The 19327-nt window shown below is 43.7% G+C and carries 16 protein-coding genes; 11 read left to right on the top strand and 5 right to left on the bottom strand.

Going from position 1 to position 19327, the window contains the following annotated elements; all coding sequences use genetic code 11:
* Positions 1–256: 256 nt before the first annotated feature.
* On the bottom strand, positions 257–694 hold the full coding sequence (locus tag KPY62_RS01725; RefSeq protein ID WP_216580548.1) for a hypothetical protein: 438 nt from the start codon (positions 692–694) through the stop codon (positions 257–259).
* A 190-nt stretch (positions 695–884) separates the two neighbouring features.
* Between KPY62_RS01725 and ggt the strand changes: the two genes are divergently transcribed.
* From ggt to glcF, 4 genes are all read left to right on the top strand, one after another.
* Positions 885–2810: a gamma-glutamyltransferase gene (ggt, locus tag KPY62_RS01730; RefSeq protein ID WP_216580549.1), complete on the top strand. Its 1926-nt coding sequence runs from the start codon at positions 885–887 to the stop codon at positions 2808–2810.
* A gap of 201 nt (positions 2811–3011) precedes the next feature.
* Complete coding sequence (locus tag KPY62_RS01735; RefSeq protein WP_216580550.1) at positions 3012–4493, top strand: FAD-linked oxidase C-terminal domain-containing protein; 1482 nt, start codon at positions 3012–3014, stop codon at positions 4491–4493.
* On the top strand, positions 4490–5548 hold the full coding sequence (gene glcE, locus KPY62_RS01740; RefSeq protein ID WP_216580551.1) for a glycolate oxidase subunit GlcE: 1059 nt from the start codon (positions 4490–4492) through the stop codon (positions 5546–5548). Before KPY62_RS01735 ends, glcE begins: the two co-directional genes overlap by 4 nt.
* A 51-nt stretch (positions 5549–5599) precedes the next feature.
* Positions 5600–6811, top strand: coding sequence for a glycolate oxidase subunit GlcF (gene glcF, locus KPY62_RS01745; protein ID WP_216580552.1), 1212 nt, complete (start codon positions 5600–5602; stop codon positions 6809–6811).
* A gap of 113 nt (positions 6812–6924) precedes the next feature.
* Here glcF and KPY62_RS01750 read toward each other — a convergent pair whose 3' ends face one another.
* Complete coding sequence (locus tag KPY62_RS01750; RefSeq protein WP_216580553.1) at positions 6925–7449, bottom strand: GNAT family N-acetyltransferase; 525 nt, start codon at positions 7447–7449, stop codon at positions 6925–6927.
* A 554-nt stretch (positions 7450–8003) separates the two neighbouring features.
* On the opposite strand from KPY62_RS01750, the gene dnaE reads away from it, so the two are divergent.
* The 7 genes from dnaE (at position 8004) to KPY62_RS01785 (ending at position 17299) form a co-directional block, all read left to right on the top strand.
* Positions 8004–11693 carry a DNA polymerase III subunit alpha gene (dnaE, locus tag KPY62_RS01755; protein WP_216580554.1) on the top strand — a complete coding sequence of 1230 codons (3690 nt, stop codon included), beginning with the start codon at positions 8004–8006 and terminating at the stop codon, positions 11691–11693.
* A gap of 263 nt (positions 11694–11956) precedes the next feature.
* Positions 11957–12364: an Hpt domain-containing protein gene (locus tag KPY62_RS01760; protein WP_201622856.1), complete on the top strand. Its 408-nt coding sequence runs from the start codon at positions 11957–11959 to the stop codon at positions 12362–12364.
* Between the two features lie 5 nt (positions 12365–12369).
* Complete coding sequence (locus tag KPY62_RS01765; RefSeq protein ID WP_216580555.1) at positions 12370–13272, top strand: RNA methyltransferase; 903 nt, start codon at positions 12370–12372, stop codon at positions 13270–13272.
* Positions 13273–13419: 147 nt separating this feature from the next.
* On the top strand, positions 13420–13863 hold the full coding sequence (locus tag KPY62_RS01770) for a YtoQ family protein (protein ID WP_201622854.1): 444 nt from the start codon (positions 13420–13422) through the stop codon (positions 13861–13863).
* A 356-nt stretch (positions 13864–14219) separates the two neighbouring features.
* Positions 14220–15152, top strand: coding sequence for a serine O-acetyltransferase (gene cysE, locus KPY62_RS01775; protein WP_216580556.1), 933 nt, complete (start codon positions 14220–14222; stop codon positions 15150–15152).
* A 140-nt stretch (positions 15153–15292) separates the two neighbouring features.
* Positions 15293–16039 carry a glucose 1-dehydrogenase gene (locus KPY62_RS01780; protein ID WP_216580557.1) on the top strand — a complete coding sequence of 249 codons (747 nt, stop codon included), beginning with the start codon at positions 15293–15295 and terminating at the stop codon, positions 16037–16039.
* A gap of 201 nt (positions 16040–16240) precedes the next feature.
* On the top strand, positions 16241–17299 hold the full coding sequence (locus tag KPY62_RS01785) for a BMP family protein (RefSeq protein WP_216580558.1): 1059 nt from the start codon (positions 16241–16243) through the stop codon (positions 17297–17299).
* Between the two features lie 39 nt (positions 17300–17338).
* Here KPY62_RS01785 and KPY62_RS01790 read toward each other — a convergent pair whose 3' ends face one another.
* Genes KPY62_RS01790 through rarD form a run of 3 tightly spaced genes read right to left on the bottom strand, consistent with a single transcriptional unit; the run spans position 17339 to position 19252 of the window.
* Positions 17339–17851 carry a 2-amino-4-hydroxy-6-hydroxymethyldihydropteridine diphosphokinase gene (locus tag KPY62_RS01790; protein ID WP_216580559.1) on the bottom strand — a complete coding sequence of 171 codons (513 nt, stop codon included), beginning with the start codon at positions 17849–17851 and terminating at the stop codon, positions 17339–17341.
* A complete protein-coding gene (gene folB / locus KPY62_RS01795; protein ID WP_216580560.1) occupies positions 17844–18254 on the bottom strand; it encodes a dihydroneopterin aldolase in 411 nt (136 codons plus the stop codon). The genes KPY62_RS01790 and folB overlap by 8 nt, the downstream gene beginning before the upstream one ends.
* A 47-nt stretch (positions 18255–18301) precedes the next feature.
* A complete protein-coding gene (rarD, locus tag KPY62_RS01800) occupies positions 18302–19252 on the bottom strand; it encodes an EamA family transporter RarD (protein ID WP_216580561.1) in 951 nt (316 codons plus the stop codon).
* Positions 19253–19327: the final 75 nt, after the last annotated feature.

Genomic DNA, 19327 nt, shown 5'->3' on the forward strand with positions numbered 1-19327 from the left:
AGTAATTAATAAGCAATACAAAAATACTTATATATTGACTGCTATTACCAGTGGTACAGCAAGGAACATGGCAAGCCGCATTGCAACTAGCTGAACTAGGGTTTTCATGGTGGATAAACGCAGCCAATTATTGAGCTTATAGAGGTAAATAGTCTGATGTATAAACTTCTATCCATAAAAAAAGCATAATCTTTACTAGACAATGCTTTTTGTTAGGCCGTGTTAGCTTTGACTGCCATGAGCTCATAGGAGTCACTCACCATAAGCGAATGTGCTCTTTATTATTTTGGTCTTGAATAACTAGACCGTTATAAAAATTTAAACTAAACCCATCATTATTATCAGTTTTGTAATGATAGCTCCTACTATCGCCTAGATTAATTAACTTATAAACCTCATCACCGCCGATATCTAAATAGCGACCAACATCACCATCTGGCCACTTAATAGTCAGCAGCTCTAAATCTGCGCGGCTACCAAAAATCTTTTTCGCTCGACTATCTATCGATGACTTGACATTAGTTAAAGTTACTAGACACTTTTTATTGGCAATCTGCATCTTATAAGCACAATTATAATAACTAGAAGCTGGGGCTTCTTCTTGTATGAATTCTTCAATTGAAGGGGCGGCTCGTACTTGGGTTACGCTAAACATAACGGCTAAACCCATAGCGGTTGCGAATAGTTTTTTCATAATAATCTCCAGATAGTATTAATAAGGTGACGACCAGGATAAAATTTTATAACAAACTATAGTCTAAGCTTTCACTCATTAATATTACTATTAAACCACTAGCTTTTGAAGTGTTAAGCTGGTTATATATAACGGACAACTCTAGCAGATAAATTGACCTGCCTATCCCTCTCGTAAAAAGGACTTTGCGATGCAAAAACCAAGCTTACAGTCTCAACAGAATCTAGCCTCCATAAAAGCGGCTATTTTTGTTATCAGTAGCTCTTTTTTAATATCAGTATCAGCTAATGCTGCTGTGCCAAGCCATAGCACTATAAACAACAGCGCTATAAATACTAGTGCTATTAACCTAGCTATTATGACTGAGGCTCCGACGTTAGTGTCCGAGACTAAGCGTGTCACACGTGCCGCTCCTAATAGCCTCAAGACTATGCCTGTCACCAGACCAGCTACCGCTAAAGCGGACCAAGCTATTTATTCAAACGATGCTATCGAGCATCCGCTTTGGGCTAAGAACGGTATGGTCGCCAGCCAAGAAGCCTTAGCCTCTGATATTGGCTTACAGATACTCAAACAAGGCGGTAATGCCGTTGATGCTGCAGTAGCCGTAGGCTTTGCGTTAGCGGTAACTCTGCCTCGTGCTGGCAATATCGGCGGTGGGGGCTTTATGATGATTTATGATGCCAAGCAGGGCAAAACTATAGCGCTTGATTACCGTGAAAAAGCACCTAGTAGTGCTACCCGTGATATGTATTTGGATAAAGACGGTAATGCGGTCAGCGACTTGTCCCGCTATCATGGACTAGCAGTAGGTGTCCCAGGAACCGTGGCTGGGCTACTAAAAGCATTAGAGGATCACGGCACTATGAGCCGCGGAAAAGTGATGGCACCAGCGATTGCCTTGGCAGCCAATGGTATTGAAGTGACCCCCGGCTTATCCGAATCTCTAGAGGCCCTAAAAGATCGGATGCAAAAGTGGCCAAGCACTAGCAAGATATTCTTTAAACCTGATGGTAGCCCTTATCAGCCCGGTGAGCGTTTGCGTCAGCCGGAGTTAGCTCAGTCTCTCAAACTCATTGCGGCACAAGGCAATGATGGCTTTTATAAAGGCGATACCGCCCGTAAGCTCGTCAAGGCAGTCAATGAGGCAGGGGGTAGCATGAGCTTGCAAGACTTAGCAGATTATCAAGCCATCGCTCGCCAGCCGGTCACAGGCAACTATCGCGGTTATGATATTGTCTCTATGCCACCACCCTCCTCTGGCGGTATTCACATCGTGCAGATCTTAAATATTTTAGAGGGTTATCCCCTAAAAGACTATGGGCAAAATAGTGCCCAAACTATCCATTTAATGGCCGAAGCAATGCAGTTAGCTTATGCCGATCGCTCAGAGTATTTAGGCGATTCTGACTTTATTGATGTTCCTAGCAGTGGTCTTACCGCTAGACCTTATGCCGATAAGTTACGCCAGTTAATCGATCCCAATAAAGCCACGCCAGCAGCAACTATTAAGGCCAATAATCCGCTCCCTTATGAGAGCGATCAGACAACCCATTTCTCTGTCGTTGATAAAGACGGCAATGCGGTAGCCAATACTTATACCCTTAACTTCTCTTATGGCACCGGTTTAGTCGCTGAAGGTACAGGGATTTTGTTGAATAACGAGATGGATGATTTCTCTGCCAAGTCTGGGGTGCCGAATGCTTATGGATTGATTGGTGGTGAGGCCAATAGCGTTGAAGCTGGCAAGCGTCCCTTGTCTTCTATGAGTCCTACTTTAGTATTCAAAGACAGCAAACCTTATATCGTCACCGGTAGCCCTGGTGGCAGTCGTATTATTACTACTGTTACTCAAATCATCTCTAATGTCATCGACCATGATATGAATATCGCTGAAGCCACTCATGCCCCGCGTATTCATGACCAATGGCTACCCGATGAAATTCGTATCGAAAAAGCGCTTAATGTCGATACTATAAATAAGCTGCAGTCGATGGGACATAAAGTTAGTGCGCAACAAGCTATGGGCTCTACTCAATCTATTATGCTGACCCCAACAGGTATTTACGGCTCATCAGATCCTCGTATTGTTGATGCGGCAGTAGTTGGCTATTAATCGTACGTAATGTGCTTCTAGGTAAATTTGTATTATCGACTAAAAACGCTTGGTTTTTGGTCGATTTTCAGTTAACAATAAATGACAGCTAGAAGTATTTTTGTTGACCAGCAATCTAAGCTCGGTTAAGGGCAAGACCACGAATGCCAGACCGCAAAATAATTATCATCAACCCAGTTAACATAAGCTAGGGAGAGCAGTATGAACCAGAGCGAAAGACCTAATAAAGCCGAATTAGTACAGATGTTTAGTGCCTTTATTAACCCTGAATATGTGATCAGCGACGAAGAAACCCAGCGGCCTTTTGAATGTGATGGCTTGTCTGTTTATTGCGATATGCCGTTAATAGTAGTGTTACCAGATACCGTCGAGCAGATACAGCAAGTGATGCGACTTTGCTATCGCTATCAGATTCCAGTGGTAGCCCGTGGTGCTGGCACTGGCCTTTGTGCTGGAGCGATGCCTAACCCTGATGGGGTGCTGCTAGTACTATCTCGCTTTAAGCATATTCTCGGTATCGACCCTCTTGCCCGTAGCGCACGTTTGCAACCAGGCGTACGTAACTTAGCTATTAGCGAAGCTGCAAGCGCTTTTGGCTTGTACTATGGTCCAGACCCTTCTTCACAAATCGCTTGTACTATAGGTGGTAATGTGGCCGAAAACTCTGGCGGGGTCCATTGCCTTAAATATGGACTAACCGTTCATAACTTATTAAAAGTAGAAATGGTCACCGTTGAAGGCGATTTAATCACTATTGGTAGTGAAGGTTTGGACAGTAATGGCTTCGATCTGATGGCTCTGATTACTGGTTCTGAGGGACTATTAGGAATAGTTACTGAAGTCACCGTCAAGCTATTACCTAGCCCCGAAAAAGCGCAAGTGATTATGGCCGCTTTTGATAACGTGCAGACTGCAGGGGACGCCGTAGGTAGCGTAATTGCCAAAGGTATTATTCCGGCGGGACTTGAGATGATGGACAGCTTAGCTATTATAGCTGCCGAGGCTTTTGTACATGCCGGCTACCCTACTGAATCCAAAGCGCTGCTGCTATGCGAGTTGGATGGTAGCGCCGCTGAAGTTGCTGAGCAAATAAACGAAGTCGAGCAGCTATTTATTGAGCTTGGTGCCACCTCAACTCGAGTGTCTCAAAGTGAGGCGGAGCGTGCTTTATTATGGAAAGGTCGCAAATCGGCTTTCCCAGCCGTAGGACGAATATCAGCCGATTACTACTGCATGGATGGCACCATTCCCCGCAGCCAACTTGCTCATGTATTGACTGAAATGCAAAAAATGTCAGAACACTATGGCTTACGAGTGGCCAACGTCTTTCATGCCGGCGATGGTAATTTACACCCATTAATCTTATTCGATGCCAATGTACCTGGTGATTTTGAAAAAACCGAAGAGTTTGGCGGTCGTATCCTAGAGCTATGCGTAGCTGTGGGGGGCTGTATTACTGGTGAACATGGCGTTGGCATAGAAAAGATTCGCCAGATGAGAGTACAGTTCAACGAGCAAGAGTTAATCCAGTTTCATGCTATCAAACATGCCTTCGATCCTATTGGCACTCTTAATCCAGGTAAAGGTATTCCTGTGCTTAAACATTGTCAAGAGTATCGAGCACTCGATAGAGATAAAAACGAGCCAGCGCATCAGCATCAATCACAGGGAGCGCCAGCATGAGTGATATCAGTCAGCAGCTAATAGAGCAAGTTAAACAAGCTAGTGCTAATCGCACTCCGTTAACCATCACTGGCGGTGGCAGTAAGGATTTTATGGGTCGTCAGTCTCAAGGTGAGCCACTTAGTCTAGCCGGACATAGCGGTATTGTCAGCTACGAGCCGATTGAGCTGGTGCTTACAGCGCGTGCAGGTACACCGTTAGTGGAGATTAATGCCGCTTTAGCTGAGCATAACCAACGACTGGCATTTGAGCCGCCTACCTTTGATGGACGAGCTACTTTAGGCGGTACCTTAGCTTGCCATTTATCCGGCCCAGGACGACCTTGGAACGGCTCAGTAAGAGATCATGTCTTAGGTATTCGCTTAATCAATGGCCGTGCAGAAGAGCTACGCTTTGGCGGGCAAGTGATGAAAAACGTCGCCGGATATGATGTGTCACGCCTGCAGGCTGGGGCTATGGGTACTTTAGGGGTTATTAGTGAGGTCAGTCTAAAAGTGATGCCTAAGCCCGCCGCTACTGTAACCCTTAAACGCGAAATGGATGCTGCACAAGCCATTACCGAGATGAATCGCTTGGCAGGTCAATCTAAGCCGCTAACAGCAGCTTGTTGGATTGACGGCCAGTTATATTTACGCTTAGAAGGGGCAAGCAGTGCCGTTGCCAGTACTGTTAGTCAATGGCAGGGCACTGAACTAGAAGACAGCGATGATCTATGGACTCAGTTACGTGAGCAGCAATTGAGTTACTTCGCTGGTGACAAGCCTTTATGGCGGTTTTCAGTTAATAGTAATGCCGAGCACCTATTGCCCAAGGAAGATTGGCTAATTGATTGGGGTGGCAGTCAGCGTTGGCTGCGTGGGGATTTTGTAGCTGCAGAGTTAGAAGCATTAGCTAACCGTGCTGGTGGGCAAGTCAGTGTTTATCGGGGTGGTGATCGCTTGCAAGAGGTCTTTCATACTCAGCCCGAAGCACTACGTAAGCTACACCAGCGCCTGAAACAAGCCTTCGATCCGAGTGGTATTTTTAATCCCGGTCGTCTCTATAGTTGGATGTAATAAATTAACCTACTCGTTAAGTGTAATAGCTAAATAGCATAAGAGGACATCATGCGTACCCAAATTAATGTGAAGTACCTAGAGCATCCAGACATCCAACAAGCCGACTCCATTTTGCGTAGCTGCGTACACTGTGGATTTTGTAATGCCACTTGCCCTACTTATCAAGAGCTAGGTGATGAGCGCGATGGTCCCCGTGGACGTATTTATTTGATCAAACAAATGCTAGAAACTGGTGAGGTCAGTGAAAAAACCCAGACCCATTTAGACCGCTGTTTAAGCTGCCGTAGTTGCGAGACTACTTGTCCTTCTGGGGTGAAATACGGTCGCTTAGCTGAAATAGGTCGTGACATTATGGAAGATCAGCTGCCGCGACCGATGGATCAAAAGGCGCTGCGTTGGCTGATTCGTAAAGTTCTGCCCTACCCCAATCGCTTTGGGTTCTTCCTACGAATTGGTCAGATGCTGCGAGCATTCTTGCCCCGTAGTTTAAAAACCAAAGTACCAGAGCGACAGCTTAAGCTGTCCTTACCCGTACAACAGCACACTCGCCAAATGTTAGTATTAGCAGGCTGCGCTCAACCTGTAGCCACTCCGAACACCAATATTGTAGCCGCACGAGTGCTAGATAAATTAGGCATCAGCTTACTCACTGCCCCTGAAGCTGGCTGCTGCGGTGCGGTGAGTTATCATCTGTCCGCTCATGAAGAAGGGCTGGCCTTTATGCGCCGTAATATTGACGCTTGGTGGCCTTATATTGAGGCAGGAGTAGAAGCCATTGTCATCAGCGCTTCTGGCTGCGGCTCGATGGTCAAAGAGTATGGCGAAAAACTAAGCCACGACAGTGCTTATGCTGCCAAAGCACAGCGAGTAGGCGAGCTGGCCAAAGATCTAGGCGAGGTATTAGTAAAAGAAGATTTAAGCCAGCTGCAGTTACAAGGCTTAGGCCGTAAAACAGCCGTACACTGCCCTTGCTCACTGCAACATGCTCAGCAGTTAGGCGGCTTAGTCGAGCAAATTTTGCAGCAAGCCGGTGTTGAGCTGACCCGCACCCAAAATGGACATTTATGCTGCGGTTCTGCCGGTACTTACTCGATCCTACAGCCTGAGATGAGCCAGCAACTACTCTCTAATAAGTTACGAGACTTGACTGTTGGCAATCCTGAGCAGATAGTCACTGCTAATATTGGTTGTCAGCTACACTTAGGCACGAAGTCTTCGGTACCAGTGAAGCATTGGATTGAATTGTTAGATCCGCAGTAGGGCTTCCTAGATAAGCTATCGTTGCTATTTAAGCCCTCGATATTATGATGATAGCGAGGGCTTTTTTGTAGCTAGTACTAACAAAAGCTATCACGGCAATTAACTAAAGGCTTTCAAGATTCGCTATTAGGCAATGATCTAACCATTTTTATATCTACTATTTTACTGCCCTCATACCATTCTTCGCTACTCTGTGCACTAGCTACAAAGCCATGCTGTTGATAAAAACTGATAGCCTTAACGTTAGTTGCTAGCACCCATAAATACAGCTTAGCTCGACTATTAGCCGCTAAGATATGGTCTAAAGCGCTGTTCATTAATTTGCTACCCATGCCTTGGCCTTGATAGTCAGGTAAGATGTATAGAGTGGTTATTTCCCACTCACTATCTTTGTTAAAACAACTGATAAACCCTACGACATGCTCACAATCTTCATCATTTTTATCTTGAGCTACCCAAGTGCTCGCTTCAGGATGCGCTATGACTTTTTGCCACATCTCCACTTTGGCTGCTAAGCTATCTTGCTCCTTGATATAAGCGCTTGGCAACAGCTCGCCATAAGCAGCACTCCAGCTAACTAACTGTACTTTGGCAATAGCAAGGCTATCGCTGCTATTTGCTTGGCGAATAGTAAACATTTTTTACTCCCAGTGTTATTGACTACTCTCTATCATCGTTAAAAACAGTTTATCAACATTAGCTTACTATCAAATCACTATCAAATCACTAATGGACTACTAGCCGTAAAGCAGATAATAGACATCACTATTACTCTATTACTCTAGCAGCAAAGTCGCATTAGCCAATCCACTACCTGCATTACCTCAACGTCATATCGGTACTAATATTCAGGCTGATACTTAGGCTGATACTTAGGCCGATACTTAAGCTGATACTTAAGCCGATTCTTAAGCTGATACTTAAGCCGATTCTTAAGCTAAGATTGAGCTTGCTGATCTGACACTGAGTGCCTTGAATTGGTGGCTGTTAGGCGCAAATAATGCTATTATTAGCCGCTAAGATTAAGCCCGTTATCGAGCAACATCAATCAGAACGACTAAGGCTATTATTAGCGTATAGCGGTCTTTACAGACAGCTAAAACACTGATAAATAGCCTTTATTTGCAGTTAGTATAAAGCTGATAGCAGTCATTAACTTTAGCCTTTTTTAACCCTTTAGCAAGAGTATTCTATGGCATTTGTACACCTTGGCATTCACAGTGAATATTCGATTACCGATTCTATCGTACGTATCAAGCCGTTAGTCAAAGCGGCAGCCGCCGATAATCAGCTAGCATTAGCCTTGACTGATTTATCAAACTTGTATGCGACTGTTAAATTCTATCGCGCTTGCTTGAGTGCTGGTATTAAGCCGATCATCGGTAGCGAAATCATTATGGACGATGAAGAGTCGCGTCTGGTGCTATTAGCGATGAACGATGAAGGCTATCAGAATATTACTCGCATTGTATCCTCGGGTTTTACTGAAGGTCGTGCTGACCCTGCCAATCACGGCACCCCTATTGTTAAACGTAGTGAGGTTATCAAGTACGCTGCTGGGGTCATCGTGCTGTTTACCGAAAAGTCAGATGTCGGACAAGCTTTAGTAGGCTCCATGCCAGAAAGAGCGGATGAGCTATTAATAGACTGGCAAGCGGCGTTTGCGGATCGCTTATATTTTGCGATTAAACGGACTAACCGTAGCGGTGAAGATACTTTTATCCAAGCGACTATTCATGCTGGTGCTAAACATCATATTCCTATTATTGCCCATAATGATGTGCGCTTTTTAGAGCAAGATGACTTCGATGCCCATGAAGCTCGTGTCTGTATCGCTGGCTCTTATGTGTTGGCCGATCTTAATCGCCCGCAGACTTATTCAGATGAGCAGTATCTAAAGACGCAAGAGCAAATGCAGCAATTATTTGCAGATATTCCGCAAGTGATTGACAATACTTTGCAATTAGCGACTCGCTGTAACGTGACGCTAGTATTAGGCATTAACGTACTCCCTGAGTTTCCAGTGCCTGAAGGCGAGACTACTGAATCGTTTTTTAGAGCTGAATCGCAGCGTGGTCTTACTCAGCGCTTAGCTAAGCTGTTTCCAGTTGAGGCCCGCAGTGATACTTGGGATAATATTAAACAAAAATACGATGAGCGCTTAGAATATGAGCTGGATGTCATTTTATCGATGGGCTTCCCCGGTTATTTCTTGATCGTTATGGACTTTATTCGTTGGGCAAAAGCCAACGGTGTCCCAGTAGGCCCTGGCCGAGGTTCTGGTGCTGGCTCGTTAGTGGCGTATGCGCTGAATATTACCGATCTTGATCCGATCCATTACGATTTATTATTCGAGCGCTTTTTGAATCCTGAACGGGTATCTATGCCCGATTTCGATATTGACTTTTGTATTGATGGGCGTGATCGAGTGATTGATTATGTCGCTCAAACTTATGGTCGTGACGCGGTTTCGCAGATCATTACTTTCGGTACTATGGCGGCCAAAGCGGTAGTTCGTGATGTGGCGCGGGCGCAAAGCAAGTCCTATTTTCTAGCCAGCAAAATGTCCAAGCTAATACCTAAAACCCCAGGTATCACTCTCAGTCAAGCTTTAGAGCAAGAGCCACAGCTAAAAGACCTTATCTCCAATCCAGACAATATGGATTATGAAGACGCTATTGAAATTTGGGAAATGGCCATTAAGCTTGAAGGTATCTGCCGTAACGTTGGTAAGCATGCTGGTGGGGTCCTTATTGCGCCAAATAAAATAACCGATTTTAGCGCTATCTACTGTGATGATGACGGATCACGGGTTAGCCAATTCGACAAAGATGATGTTGAGGCTGTAGGCTTAGTAAAATTCGACTTTTTAGGGCTACGTAACTTAACAGTAATCGACGCTGCTGTTAAAAATATTAACAAGCGCCGAGTCAATGAAGGCTTAGAGGAGCTGATCCTAGAGGACTTGCCGCTAGATGACAGTAAAGCTTACAAACTACTGCAAGATGCCAAAACTACGGCCGTATTCCAGTTAGAAAGTATGGGCATGAAAAAGTACTTAGCTAAATTGCAGCCGACTAACATCGAAGACGTAATCGCCATGTGTGCGCTTTATCGTCCCGGCCCACTAGATGCCGGTATGGTTGACATGTATATTGATCGTAAGCATGGCCGCGAAGAGGTCATCTATGATCATCCTAATCTAGAGCCTATTTTAGAGAATACTAACGGCGTTATCGTCTATCAAGAACAAGTAATGCAAATATCGCAAGTCATGGCGGGCTATAGCTTAGGCGGTGCTGATATGTTACGCCGAGCGATGGGTAAGAAAAAACCTGAAGAGATGGCCAAGCAGCGTGATATCTTCTTAACGGGCGCTACCGCACAAGGTATCGATGAGGTGACCTCAGGTGGGGTGTTTGACCTAATGGAGAAGTTTGCCGGCTACGGTTTTAACCGCTCGCATTCTGCTGCTTATGGGGTACTGGCTTATCAGACTGCTTATCTCAAGCAATACTACCCTGCCGAGTTTATGGCAGCGGTATTGACTTCAGATATGAACAACACTGACAACGTAGTGTTCTTTATCAATGACTGCCGCGAGAACTTCAATCTTACTGTAGTTAACCCTTCGGTTAACCGTAGTGAATGGCACTTTGTTGCTGATACTCCGACCAACATTATTTACGGTTTAGGCGCTATCAAAGGCGTTGGAGAAGGGGCAGTTGACTCTATTGTGGAAGCTCGCCGCCGCGAGGGTTATTTTAAAGATTTGTATGATTTCTGCCGACGAGTTGATATCAAAAAAGTTAATAAACGTACCCTTGAAGCTTTAGTAAGTGCTGGCTGTTTTGATGATTTTGCAGCGACCTTACGCCCAGACTTGCCAGCAGAGGAAGCCTACGAGATTCGAGGGGCGCTGATGAGTCAACTGCCTAGCGCCGTACAAGCAGCTGAACAGGATCGCCAGAATCGTGAGATCGGCATGATGGATCTATTCGGTGAGATGGATGGCGTAGTCGCCGCCCCACCGTTAGTGATGACCAGTGATCTAATCTGGGGCGATAAGCACCGACTAAAAGCTGAAAAAAACACTTTAGGACTGTACTTAACTGGTCATCCTATTAATGAGTATTTAGAAGAGCTTAAGCACTACACTTCAGGGTTACGCTTAAACAAGCTAACGGATACTGGCTATAACGGTAGCTGCTACTTCGCTGGGTTGGTCATCGATATGGCAAACTTCGGTAATCGTAATGTGATTACCTTAGATGATGGTACTTCAAGATTAGAAGTCAGCTGCTATGCCGAGCGCTTCAATCGAGTCAAAGAGCAACTAAAAGTTGATGAAGTAGTGATCATAAAAGGCAGTATACGTGAGCGTGATGGACGCCTATTCGCCCGTCTTGATAACGCCATGACTATGATCGATGCCCGCTTACGCTGGTTAAAAAAAATCAGTATAAAAATTCATGGTAATGATCTTGAGTTATTGACACAGTTACAACCATTACTAAAAGCCTCGCAAGCGAGTATCATTCCAGCTCCACGCTTAGCTTATGACCAAGATCAAGAGGATCAGGCTAATACCTTCTTTGACCCATCTTTAGGTGGTAGCGTATACGATGAAGCCGGTAACGACTTGATGGCACAAGCGCCAAATCCAGCGCAAGGTAATCACGAATTATCTGAACCTAACTTTGCCACTAACGATGCTCCGATCAATGATAACTGCACTATGCTCGGCTTGAGCGTCTACGCTGATTATGGCATTGCCAATGTGGCATTGTCTGAGCATTGGCGGGTATATCCTAATGATGACAATTTGCAGAAGCTCAAGGAGCTGATTAGTGAAGATAATTTGCACTTTCATTATAGTTAATAGCCTTTAAATGACTATCCAATAATGACTAGTTAAATCGCTGTCGACCTATAGTTAAATAATGGCTAAATATTAAATCTGTTGTAGCCCTCATCAGCCCTTAATAAGTAACCGATGATACTGCTGCTAGTAGCACAGTATTATCAATGACTCTGTTTTATTATACTTGCCTATGTATTATTTTAAATTGACTATACTAAAAGAGTTTATTAGCCGCTAGTTGTTAGCTATTAGTTATTAGTTATTTTTTAAGGTGGTATACCATGTTCGAGTCTCAACTTAGCAATGCCTTTAATAAGCCTTTAGTAGAGGATCAACTGCTGGCAGATAGCTATCAGCTCCTAGATGAAGAGCAGTTTGCAGATATGCGTGAGCTACTTGAAGAGGACTTCGCCGACTTGCTGCGGACTTATTTTATAGACAGTCTGCAACGTATTAAGCTTATGCATTTAGCGCAAGCTAGCAATGACAATGCTGATGGTTTTGAGGCGGCTCATGCGCTAAAAGGAGCCAGTGCTACATTAGGCGCTAAGCGGTTAGAGTTATTATGTGGTCAGCTACAACAGCTTTGTCGTGAGCAGAAACTTGGTGAGCAAGCCGCCCTTATCGAGCAAATATCAGTAGCCTTGCGAGATACTGAACAAGAAATTAACCACCGTTTGGGTTTGTAATACTTATGATTAGTACTTCTGTAGCAGCTACCCCCTCATCTACGTTCACAGTTAGCGACTATCTGTCTTGCTTGCAAGTGGTAATGGTCAATACCACATTACCAGCTAATATCGGCTCAGCAGCACGAGCCATGCATACTATGGGTTTATCTCGACTGACGGTAGTTGATCCTAAGCTCCCGATTGATGAGACTAGTATCTCTCACGCCGCAGGTGGTAGTAAGATCTTAGCAGCAGCCACTATTACTACCACTTTAGAGGCCGCTATTAGCGATTGTCAGTTGGTTTTTGCTGCTAGTAGTCGCAGTCGACACTTACCACGGCCTGTAGTGACACCTAGCCAAGCGGCTAAAATCATGCTGGACTTTATAGATAAGCAAAATGCTATCGATAGCTCTGTAAGTAGTGAGCAAACAGACCTCAGTACCGTTAAGCCAAACATCGCCATTTTATTTGGTCGTGAGGATCGTGGTCTAACCAACGAAGAGCTGGCTTACGCTGACTATCATATTCAGATTGATGCTAACCCTGAATATCCAGTACTCAATGTCGCTTCTGCAGTACAAGTCATTGCTAGCTTTATCTTTACTTACATTCAGAGTCATGTTAATAATAGCAGCCATCACAGCGCTTCTAACGCTGAAGCAGCTGCGCTAGACGATCAGTCAAAACAGCCCATGCTAGATACTTATATACGCCAACAATGGGATGAGCCTGCCATTACTCAACAGCAGTTACAGCAGCTGACTCAGAGTACTACTGAGCTTATGGTTGCGCATGGTCTTGCTAATAGCGATCATTTGAGATCACTACCCTCACGCTTATCTCGTTTAGGTTCACGTATTCAACTTGATCAAAAAGAGTATCAACTACTAAGTGCCTTGATGGCAAAACTTCTAAAAGGCTAGCGCTTATATAAGCTAATGCTTACCAATTTTTTGATCAGCACTGTAAAGGGTTGATATTGTCAGCATGGCCGGTTAATACTGGCGGCACTGTGCAATTGTTAGATTACTAGCAGTTGTACCTCATTTAATAATAAAACGGAGTTAACTATGAAGTGGACAGTCTATTTATCTGGAGAAATTCACAGCGACTGGCGTCAAAAAATTATGCAAGGTGCTAAAGAACATGGCCTCAATATTGATTTCACCTCAGCAGTGACTGAACACGAAGCCAGCGATGCCGCCGGTGATGTATTGGGTAAAGACGAGAACTCGTTCTGGCGCGATCATAAGTCATCAAAGGTTAATTCGATTCGTACCAAAAACTTAATCCAAAAATGTGATATTGCTATCATTCGTTTTGGTGATAAATACAAGCAATGGAATGCAGCATTCGACGCTGGCTGTTGCGCAGCTCTAGGCAAGCCTTATATCACTTTGCATGCTGAGGATATTATCCATCCGCTAAAAGAAGTTGATGCAGCCGCAATGGCATGGGCGCAAACCCCTGAGCAAGTGGTTGAACTGCTAAAATATACTACTAGTGATCATTAATAAGTAGCGTAAGCGCACGCTGTTTGTCAGTTAGGCACTAGTATCCCTGACAAACAGCAACTGCCTTTAGATGAAAGCTAAGTATAAAAAACAGCAGGGGAAACTATAAAGTTTTTCACTCTTCGATCCTAGCATAAGCAACTACATTACTAAGTTTCTACCTTATTGGCCATAGAGCTTGGCGTAATTAATATCTAGCAACCCTACCTATTTATTATACAATCAACAGACCTCTACCCTGATTTTCACTTTGTATCACTCTTCAATTGCTGCTAATTAATAATTCATAGCTGTATTTAATGATGCAAAGCTGCTATAACTAAAAAACTGTAATCAAAAATACGATAGGACGCGTTATGTTATCGCCAACCGCCTTGTTCAAATCATTTGCTCGCATAAAAAAAGATCTCAAAGAAGATATCGATGCAGTGTTTACTCGCGATCCTGCTGCACGCAATAGCTTGGAGGTGGTACTCACCTACCCTGGCATTCATGCGCTGATTCTACATCGCGGCGCCCATTATTTATGGCAACATGATCATAAGCTCTCTGCTCGGGTCATCTCCTACGGTTCACGTATTCTAACTAGTATTGAAATTCACCCTGCTGCCAAAATCGGCAAACGCTTCTTTATCGATCATGGCGTCGGCGTAGTGATCGGTGAGACTGCTGAGATTGGCAACGATGTCACCTTATACCATGGCGTCACTTTAGGGGGAGTGTCATGGAATAATGGTAAACGTCATCCCACTTTAGAAGATGGGGTCATCGTCGGTGCTGGGGCAAAAGTATTAGGACCATTCACGGTCGGTAAAGGCGCTAAAATTGGCTCGAATGCCGTAGTAGTCAAGCCAGTGCCTGCTGGCGCCACTATGGTTGGCAGTGCCGCAAGAATGATATCTGAGCATCATGACGAAAAGGGTAATCCTATCGTCAAAAAGGGTAATGATATCAAGCAACAAGAAGCTGCTGCCCAAGTGAATACTACCGAAGATAATGCTCAAGATGCTAGTAGCGATCAAACGCAAGCTCGCCATCAAAGCGCAGCACGAGCCACTACTTTTCAAGCTTATGGTATCGATCAATCTTCACAAGACCCAGTGGCCGAAGCTTTTGCTAAGATGCTTGAGCATATCCAACAGTCTGAGAACCGTCTTGATCAGCTGCAAGATGCTATGTGCAAGATTGATCCTAACTTTTGCAAAAAAGAATATGACAAGCTGTGCTTACAGGATTTAGATGTGATCGGTCAAAGCGATATGGCGGCAGCCGATGCTAAGCAGAAGTAACTTGAACGTTTATAAGAGGCTGGGCTAAATGCTCAGCCTATTTTTTTGCTATCAATAAAGCACCTATTAATGTGAATTAACGCTGGTCACTAAAGCTAGTAGCTCTAGAACCTGTGCCTATACTCTAACTAGGAAATGTCATGTCTCGTTATCAAAACCGTCTACAAGATAAAGTTATTATTATTACTGGGGCTGCTCAAGGTATGGGTGCGATTCATGCCCGTTTATGCATTGCAGCAGGGGCTAAAGTTGTATTGACCGACCAACAAGCGGATAAGGGTCAACAGTTAGCCGATGAGTTGGGGAACAACGCTTTATTTATTAAGCACGATGTTACTAATGAGCAGGACTGGGCCCAAGTTATCCTTAAAACCGAAGAGACCTTTGGACCCATTAATGTACTAGTAAACAACGCTGGTATTACCAGCTCTAAATCTATCTTAGACACTTCAATTGATGACTACCGCCGCATTATTGATATCAATCAAGTCTCTGTATTCTTAGGTATGAAAGCTGTCATCCCCTCAATGCAAAAAACCAAGCAAGGCTCGATCATCAACATCTCATCTATCAATGGCTTAGTTGGCGGTGCCATTGGCTATACCGACTCTAAGTTCGCCGTACGTGGTATGACTAAAGCAGTTGCTTTGGAGTGTGCGCCTTTTGGTATCCGTGTCAACTCAGTACATCCAGGGGTAATTGCGACACCTATGATTATGCAAGGAGATACCAAAGCAGCTGTAGAAGCTTTTGCCAAAACTATTCCCATGCAGCGTGTCGCAGAGCCGGAAGAAGTGAGTGGCATAGTACTGTTTTTAGCTTCAGATGATTCAAGCTATGCTACTGGCTCAGAGTTTATCGTTGACGGTGGTATCACTGCGCATTGATCAAATAACTAGTTAGCTTTTTAAATAAGCTAGTGCTGGGCTAATGCTTACAACGACTAAAACAGTTCGCTGTCGTTATTCGATCAAATATTACCCTCATTAATCATTTATTTAGTCATTTATGAGGATTTATAAGATATAGTCGAAGCTAGCAACACTTATAAAATACAAATTCATATGAGTAATATTAAGGATGATACGATGCTCAAATTTGGAAGCGCCTTACTGCTTGCTGTAGGTCTTATTTTAACCCCTCTAATCCAAGCGATAGCTGCTGAACGTCAAAGTATTGCTGTATTAATTCCTGGCAAACATAATGACAACGGCTTTATGGAATCCGCCTATCGGGGTTATGAGAAGATTAAAAATGAGCTGGATGTTGATGCCAGTTATGTCTCTAATATATCTGCAACTTCAGATCCAGTACTGTTAACTGACGCTATGCGTAAACTGGCTCAACAAAGCCCCGACATGATTATCGCTCATGGCGGTCAGTGTAATGGTCCGGCAGAAACAGTGAGCAAAGAGTTTCCCGATATTAAATTTGTAGTCATTCAAGGTCATGTACAAGGAAACAATCTGTCGAGCTATGTCGTACGCCAAGAAGATTCAGCTTGGTTAGCGGGTGCACTCGCTGGCTTGACCACCAAATCTAATATTGTTGGTCATATCTCTGGTGCTTGGCCTAAGCCTGGTTTGATGGGTCGTGCTGCCTTTTATGATGGTCTAAAATACGTAAATCCTAATGCCAAGTTTCTGACGTGGTTCACCGGCGATTTAGATAATACTGACATCAATTCAGCAGCAGCCTCAGCAGAGATTTATAAAGGGGCAGATGTTATTTACACTATGCTCAATGCGGGTCGTCAAGGCGCAATTGATGAAATCAAAACTCATGACGGCAAAGTGCGTCACATCGGTAATGTATCTGACTGGACTCAAGTGGATGATAGTTTTGTCGGATCAGCGGTAGCCGATGCTAGCGTTGCTATTCTTAATGCGGCGCAAGATCTAACGACAGGTAAATGGCAACCTAATCAAATACAAGAAATCGGTCTAGGTCAAGGTGACGTAGTTAAATTGGCTTTAGCTGATGATGTATCGCCGGAAGTAAAAGCAAAATTAGACAATTTGGCTGCTAAAATTGTCAGTGGTGATATTACTATTTCAACCACTTTCAGCGGTAAAGAATTTAACCCAGCTACTGGTAACCTTGTCGATCAGTCATTTAAAGAAACTTTGAAAAATTTTAAAAACTAGTTATAGGGCGCGCCTAACTTATGGACTATCGCTGATAGTCTATAAGCTAACCACAGCCAATTCTTCAAATCCTGCACGCTCATGCGCTTTAAAAGGATAACGATCTGAGATCACTATCCAGTCATCAGTATCATTTTCTAGTTCTAATTTCACTAACAAAATATCAATGTCCATCGTCACTTGCCTTATGGCTGATGCTGGGTGTTGACGACACCTATTACAGTTACCCTCTAGCTGTTTAAATAGCTGCTGTAATTTGTGCAAACTCATCGGCGAGCTTAGAATTAGATAAACACACTGATTGATATAATCGGGTTTTGCTTGCTCCAAACTGGCGGTAAAATCAGGATTTTGCAAAGCACTAGACAGTTTTATTTCACCGAGTTCGGTAAGGTTTTTACGAACGGTCATTAAATGCTGTTCAGAGTCATGATTGCTACCCAACGCTAACAACACTGCGGTCACTGTCTGCATTTGCAGCTGCTCAGACGACTGTCTTTTTAGTTTAGCTAGCGCTAATTCTAAAGACACTTGGTCTATATCTTTATGCATTATCAGATTTATCATCAGCAGACTTATCTTCAGCAGCTTTTGCATAGCGGGTAATCTGCACCCCAACTGCGTCTGCTTGTTGTATAGCAGTAGGCTTAGCAACACTCAAAGTAATTTTTTGACAGTCATAGCGAGCGAACAGCCTATCTACCAGTTGCGCAGCTAAGTGCTCAAGCAACTGGGCTTTGATTTCTTGACACCAAACCGTGACATCATCGCAGACCTCTTTATAGCTCAAAGCATCTTTTACCTCATCTGAGAGCGCCGCATTACGAATATCTGTCTCTAAGGCAATATCGATCAAGATTGGCTGATCAATAGTGCGCTCCCAATCGAAAACTCCTATTACTGCTTCTACTTTTAAACCTTTTACAAACACCACATCAGCTTCAGTATGGAACATATTTTTATCCTTATTAGTGACTTACTAACTTTTATCTTATTATGCTTTTATAGTGCTTCATTATTTAAGGCTGCTGTTTTTAACATTTTACTCGGGCGATGACGCCACAAATCAATGCTGAATAATAACAGACCTAACCAAATTAGACCAAATACCGCTAAGCGATGTAAATCAAAATCTTCTTTATAATAGAATACCGCTAAGAAGAAAATAAAGGTCGGGGTCAGATAGTTCATAAAACTGAGAATACTATAAGCCACTTGCTTAGTAGATTTATTAAACAATAATAAGGGTATTAAAGTAATCGGACCTGCCAGCATTAATAGCCAAATATTCGAGCTGAACCAAAAGCCGAGTTGACTGCTCGCTACATCGGCCTGCCAAAACCACCATAAGCATATAGGCAATAGCATAGTAGTCTCAACAAACATAGCATCGACAGCGGTCAGTGGCGTTTGGCGCTGAATAGTACCGTAAGTACTAAAGCTAAAGGCTAAGATCAACGATATCCAAGGCACACTGCCGAGCATGACAACTTGAATCACTACTGATAACAGCGCAAAGCCAATAGCTACCCATTGCAGAGTACGCATACGCTCTTTAAATAAAATCATCGATAGCGCGACCCCAACTAATGGCCCGATGAAATATCCCAGACTGGCTTCTAGTATCTGATCGTTATTGACTGCCCATACATAAGTGAGCCAGTTGATGGCAATAATTATTCCGGATACAAAAGTAAGCGCAATCCATTTTGGATTTTGCTTTAACACGGCAATCCATTGCCAGCGCTTAGTGACCACCAATACTACTAGCAGACAAAGGAACGTCCAAACAATACGATGACCGATAATCTCAGTAGCGTTATAAGCAGCCAATTGCTTGAAGTATAAAGGAAAGGCGCCCCAAATAGAAAAAGCTATTAGCGCAGTGATTATGCCACGTTGAGTGGTCTTGATAGGAGCAACTGGTTTTTTGACAACATTTTGGGTGGTCATAATAAAAAACAACTTCTTAGAGCAAAGCGCGCATCTGATTCAAAAAATGATTAGGAATCAGCTATAAAAACGCTG

It is taken from the genome of Psychrobacter sp. TAE2020 (assembly GCF_018919485.1).
In the GTDB taxonomy this organism is placed as follows: Bacteria; Pseudomonadota; Gammaproteobacteria; order Pseudomonadales; family Moraxellaceae; genus Psychrobacter.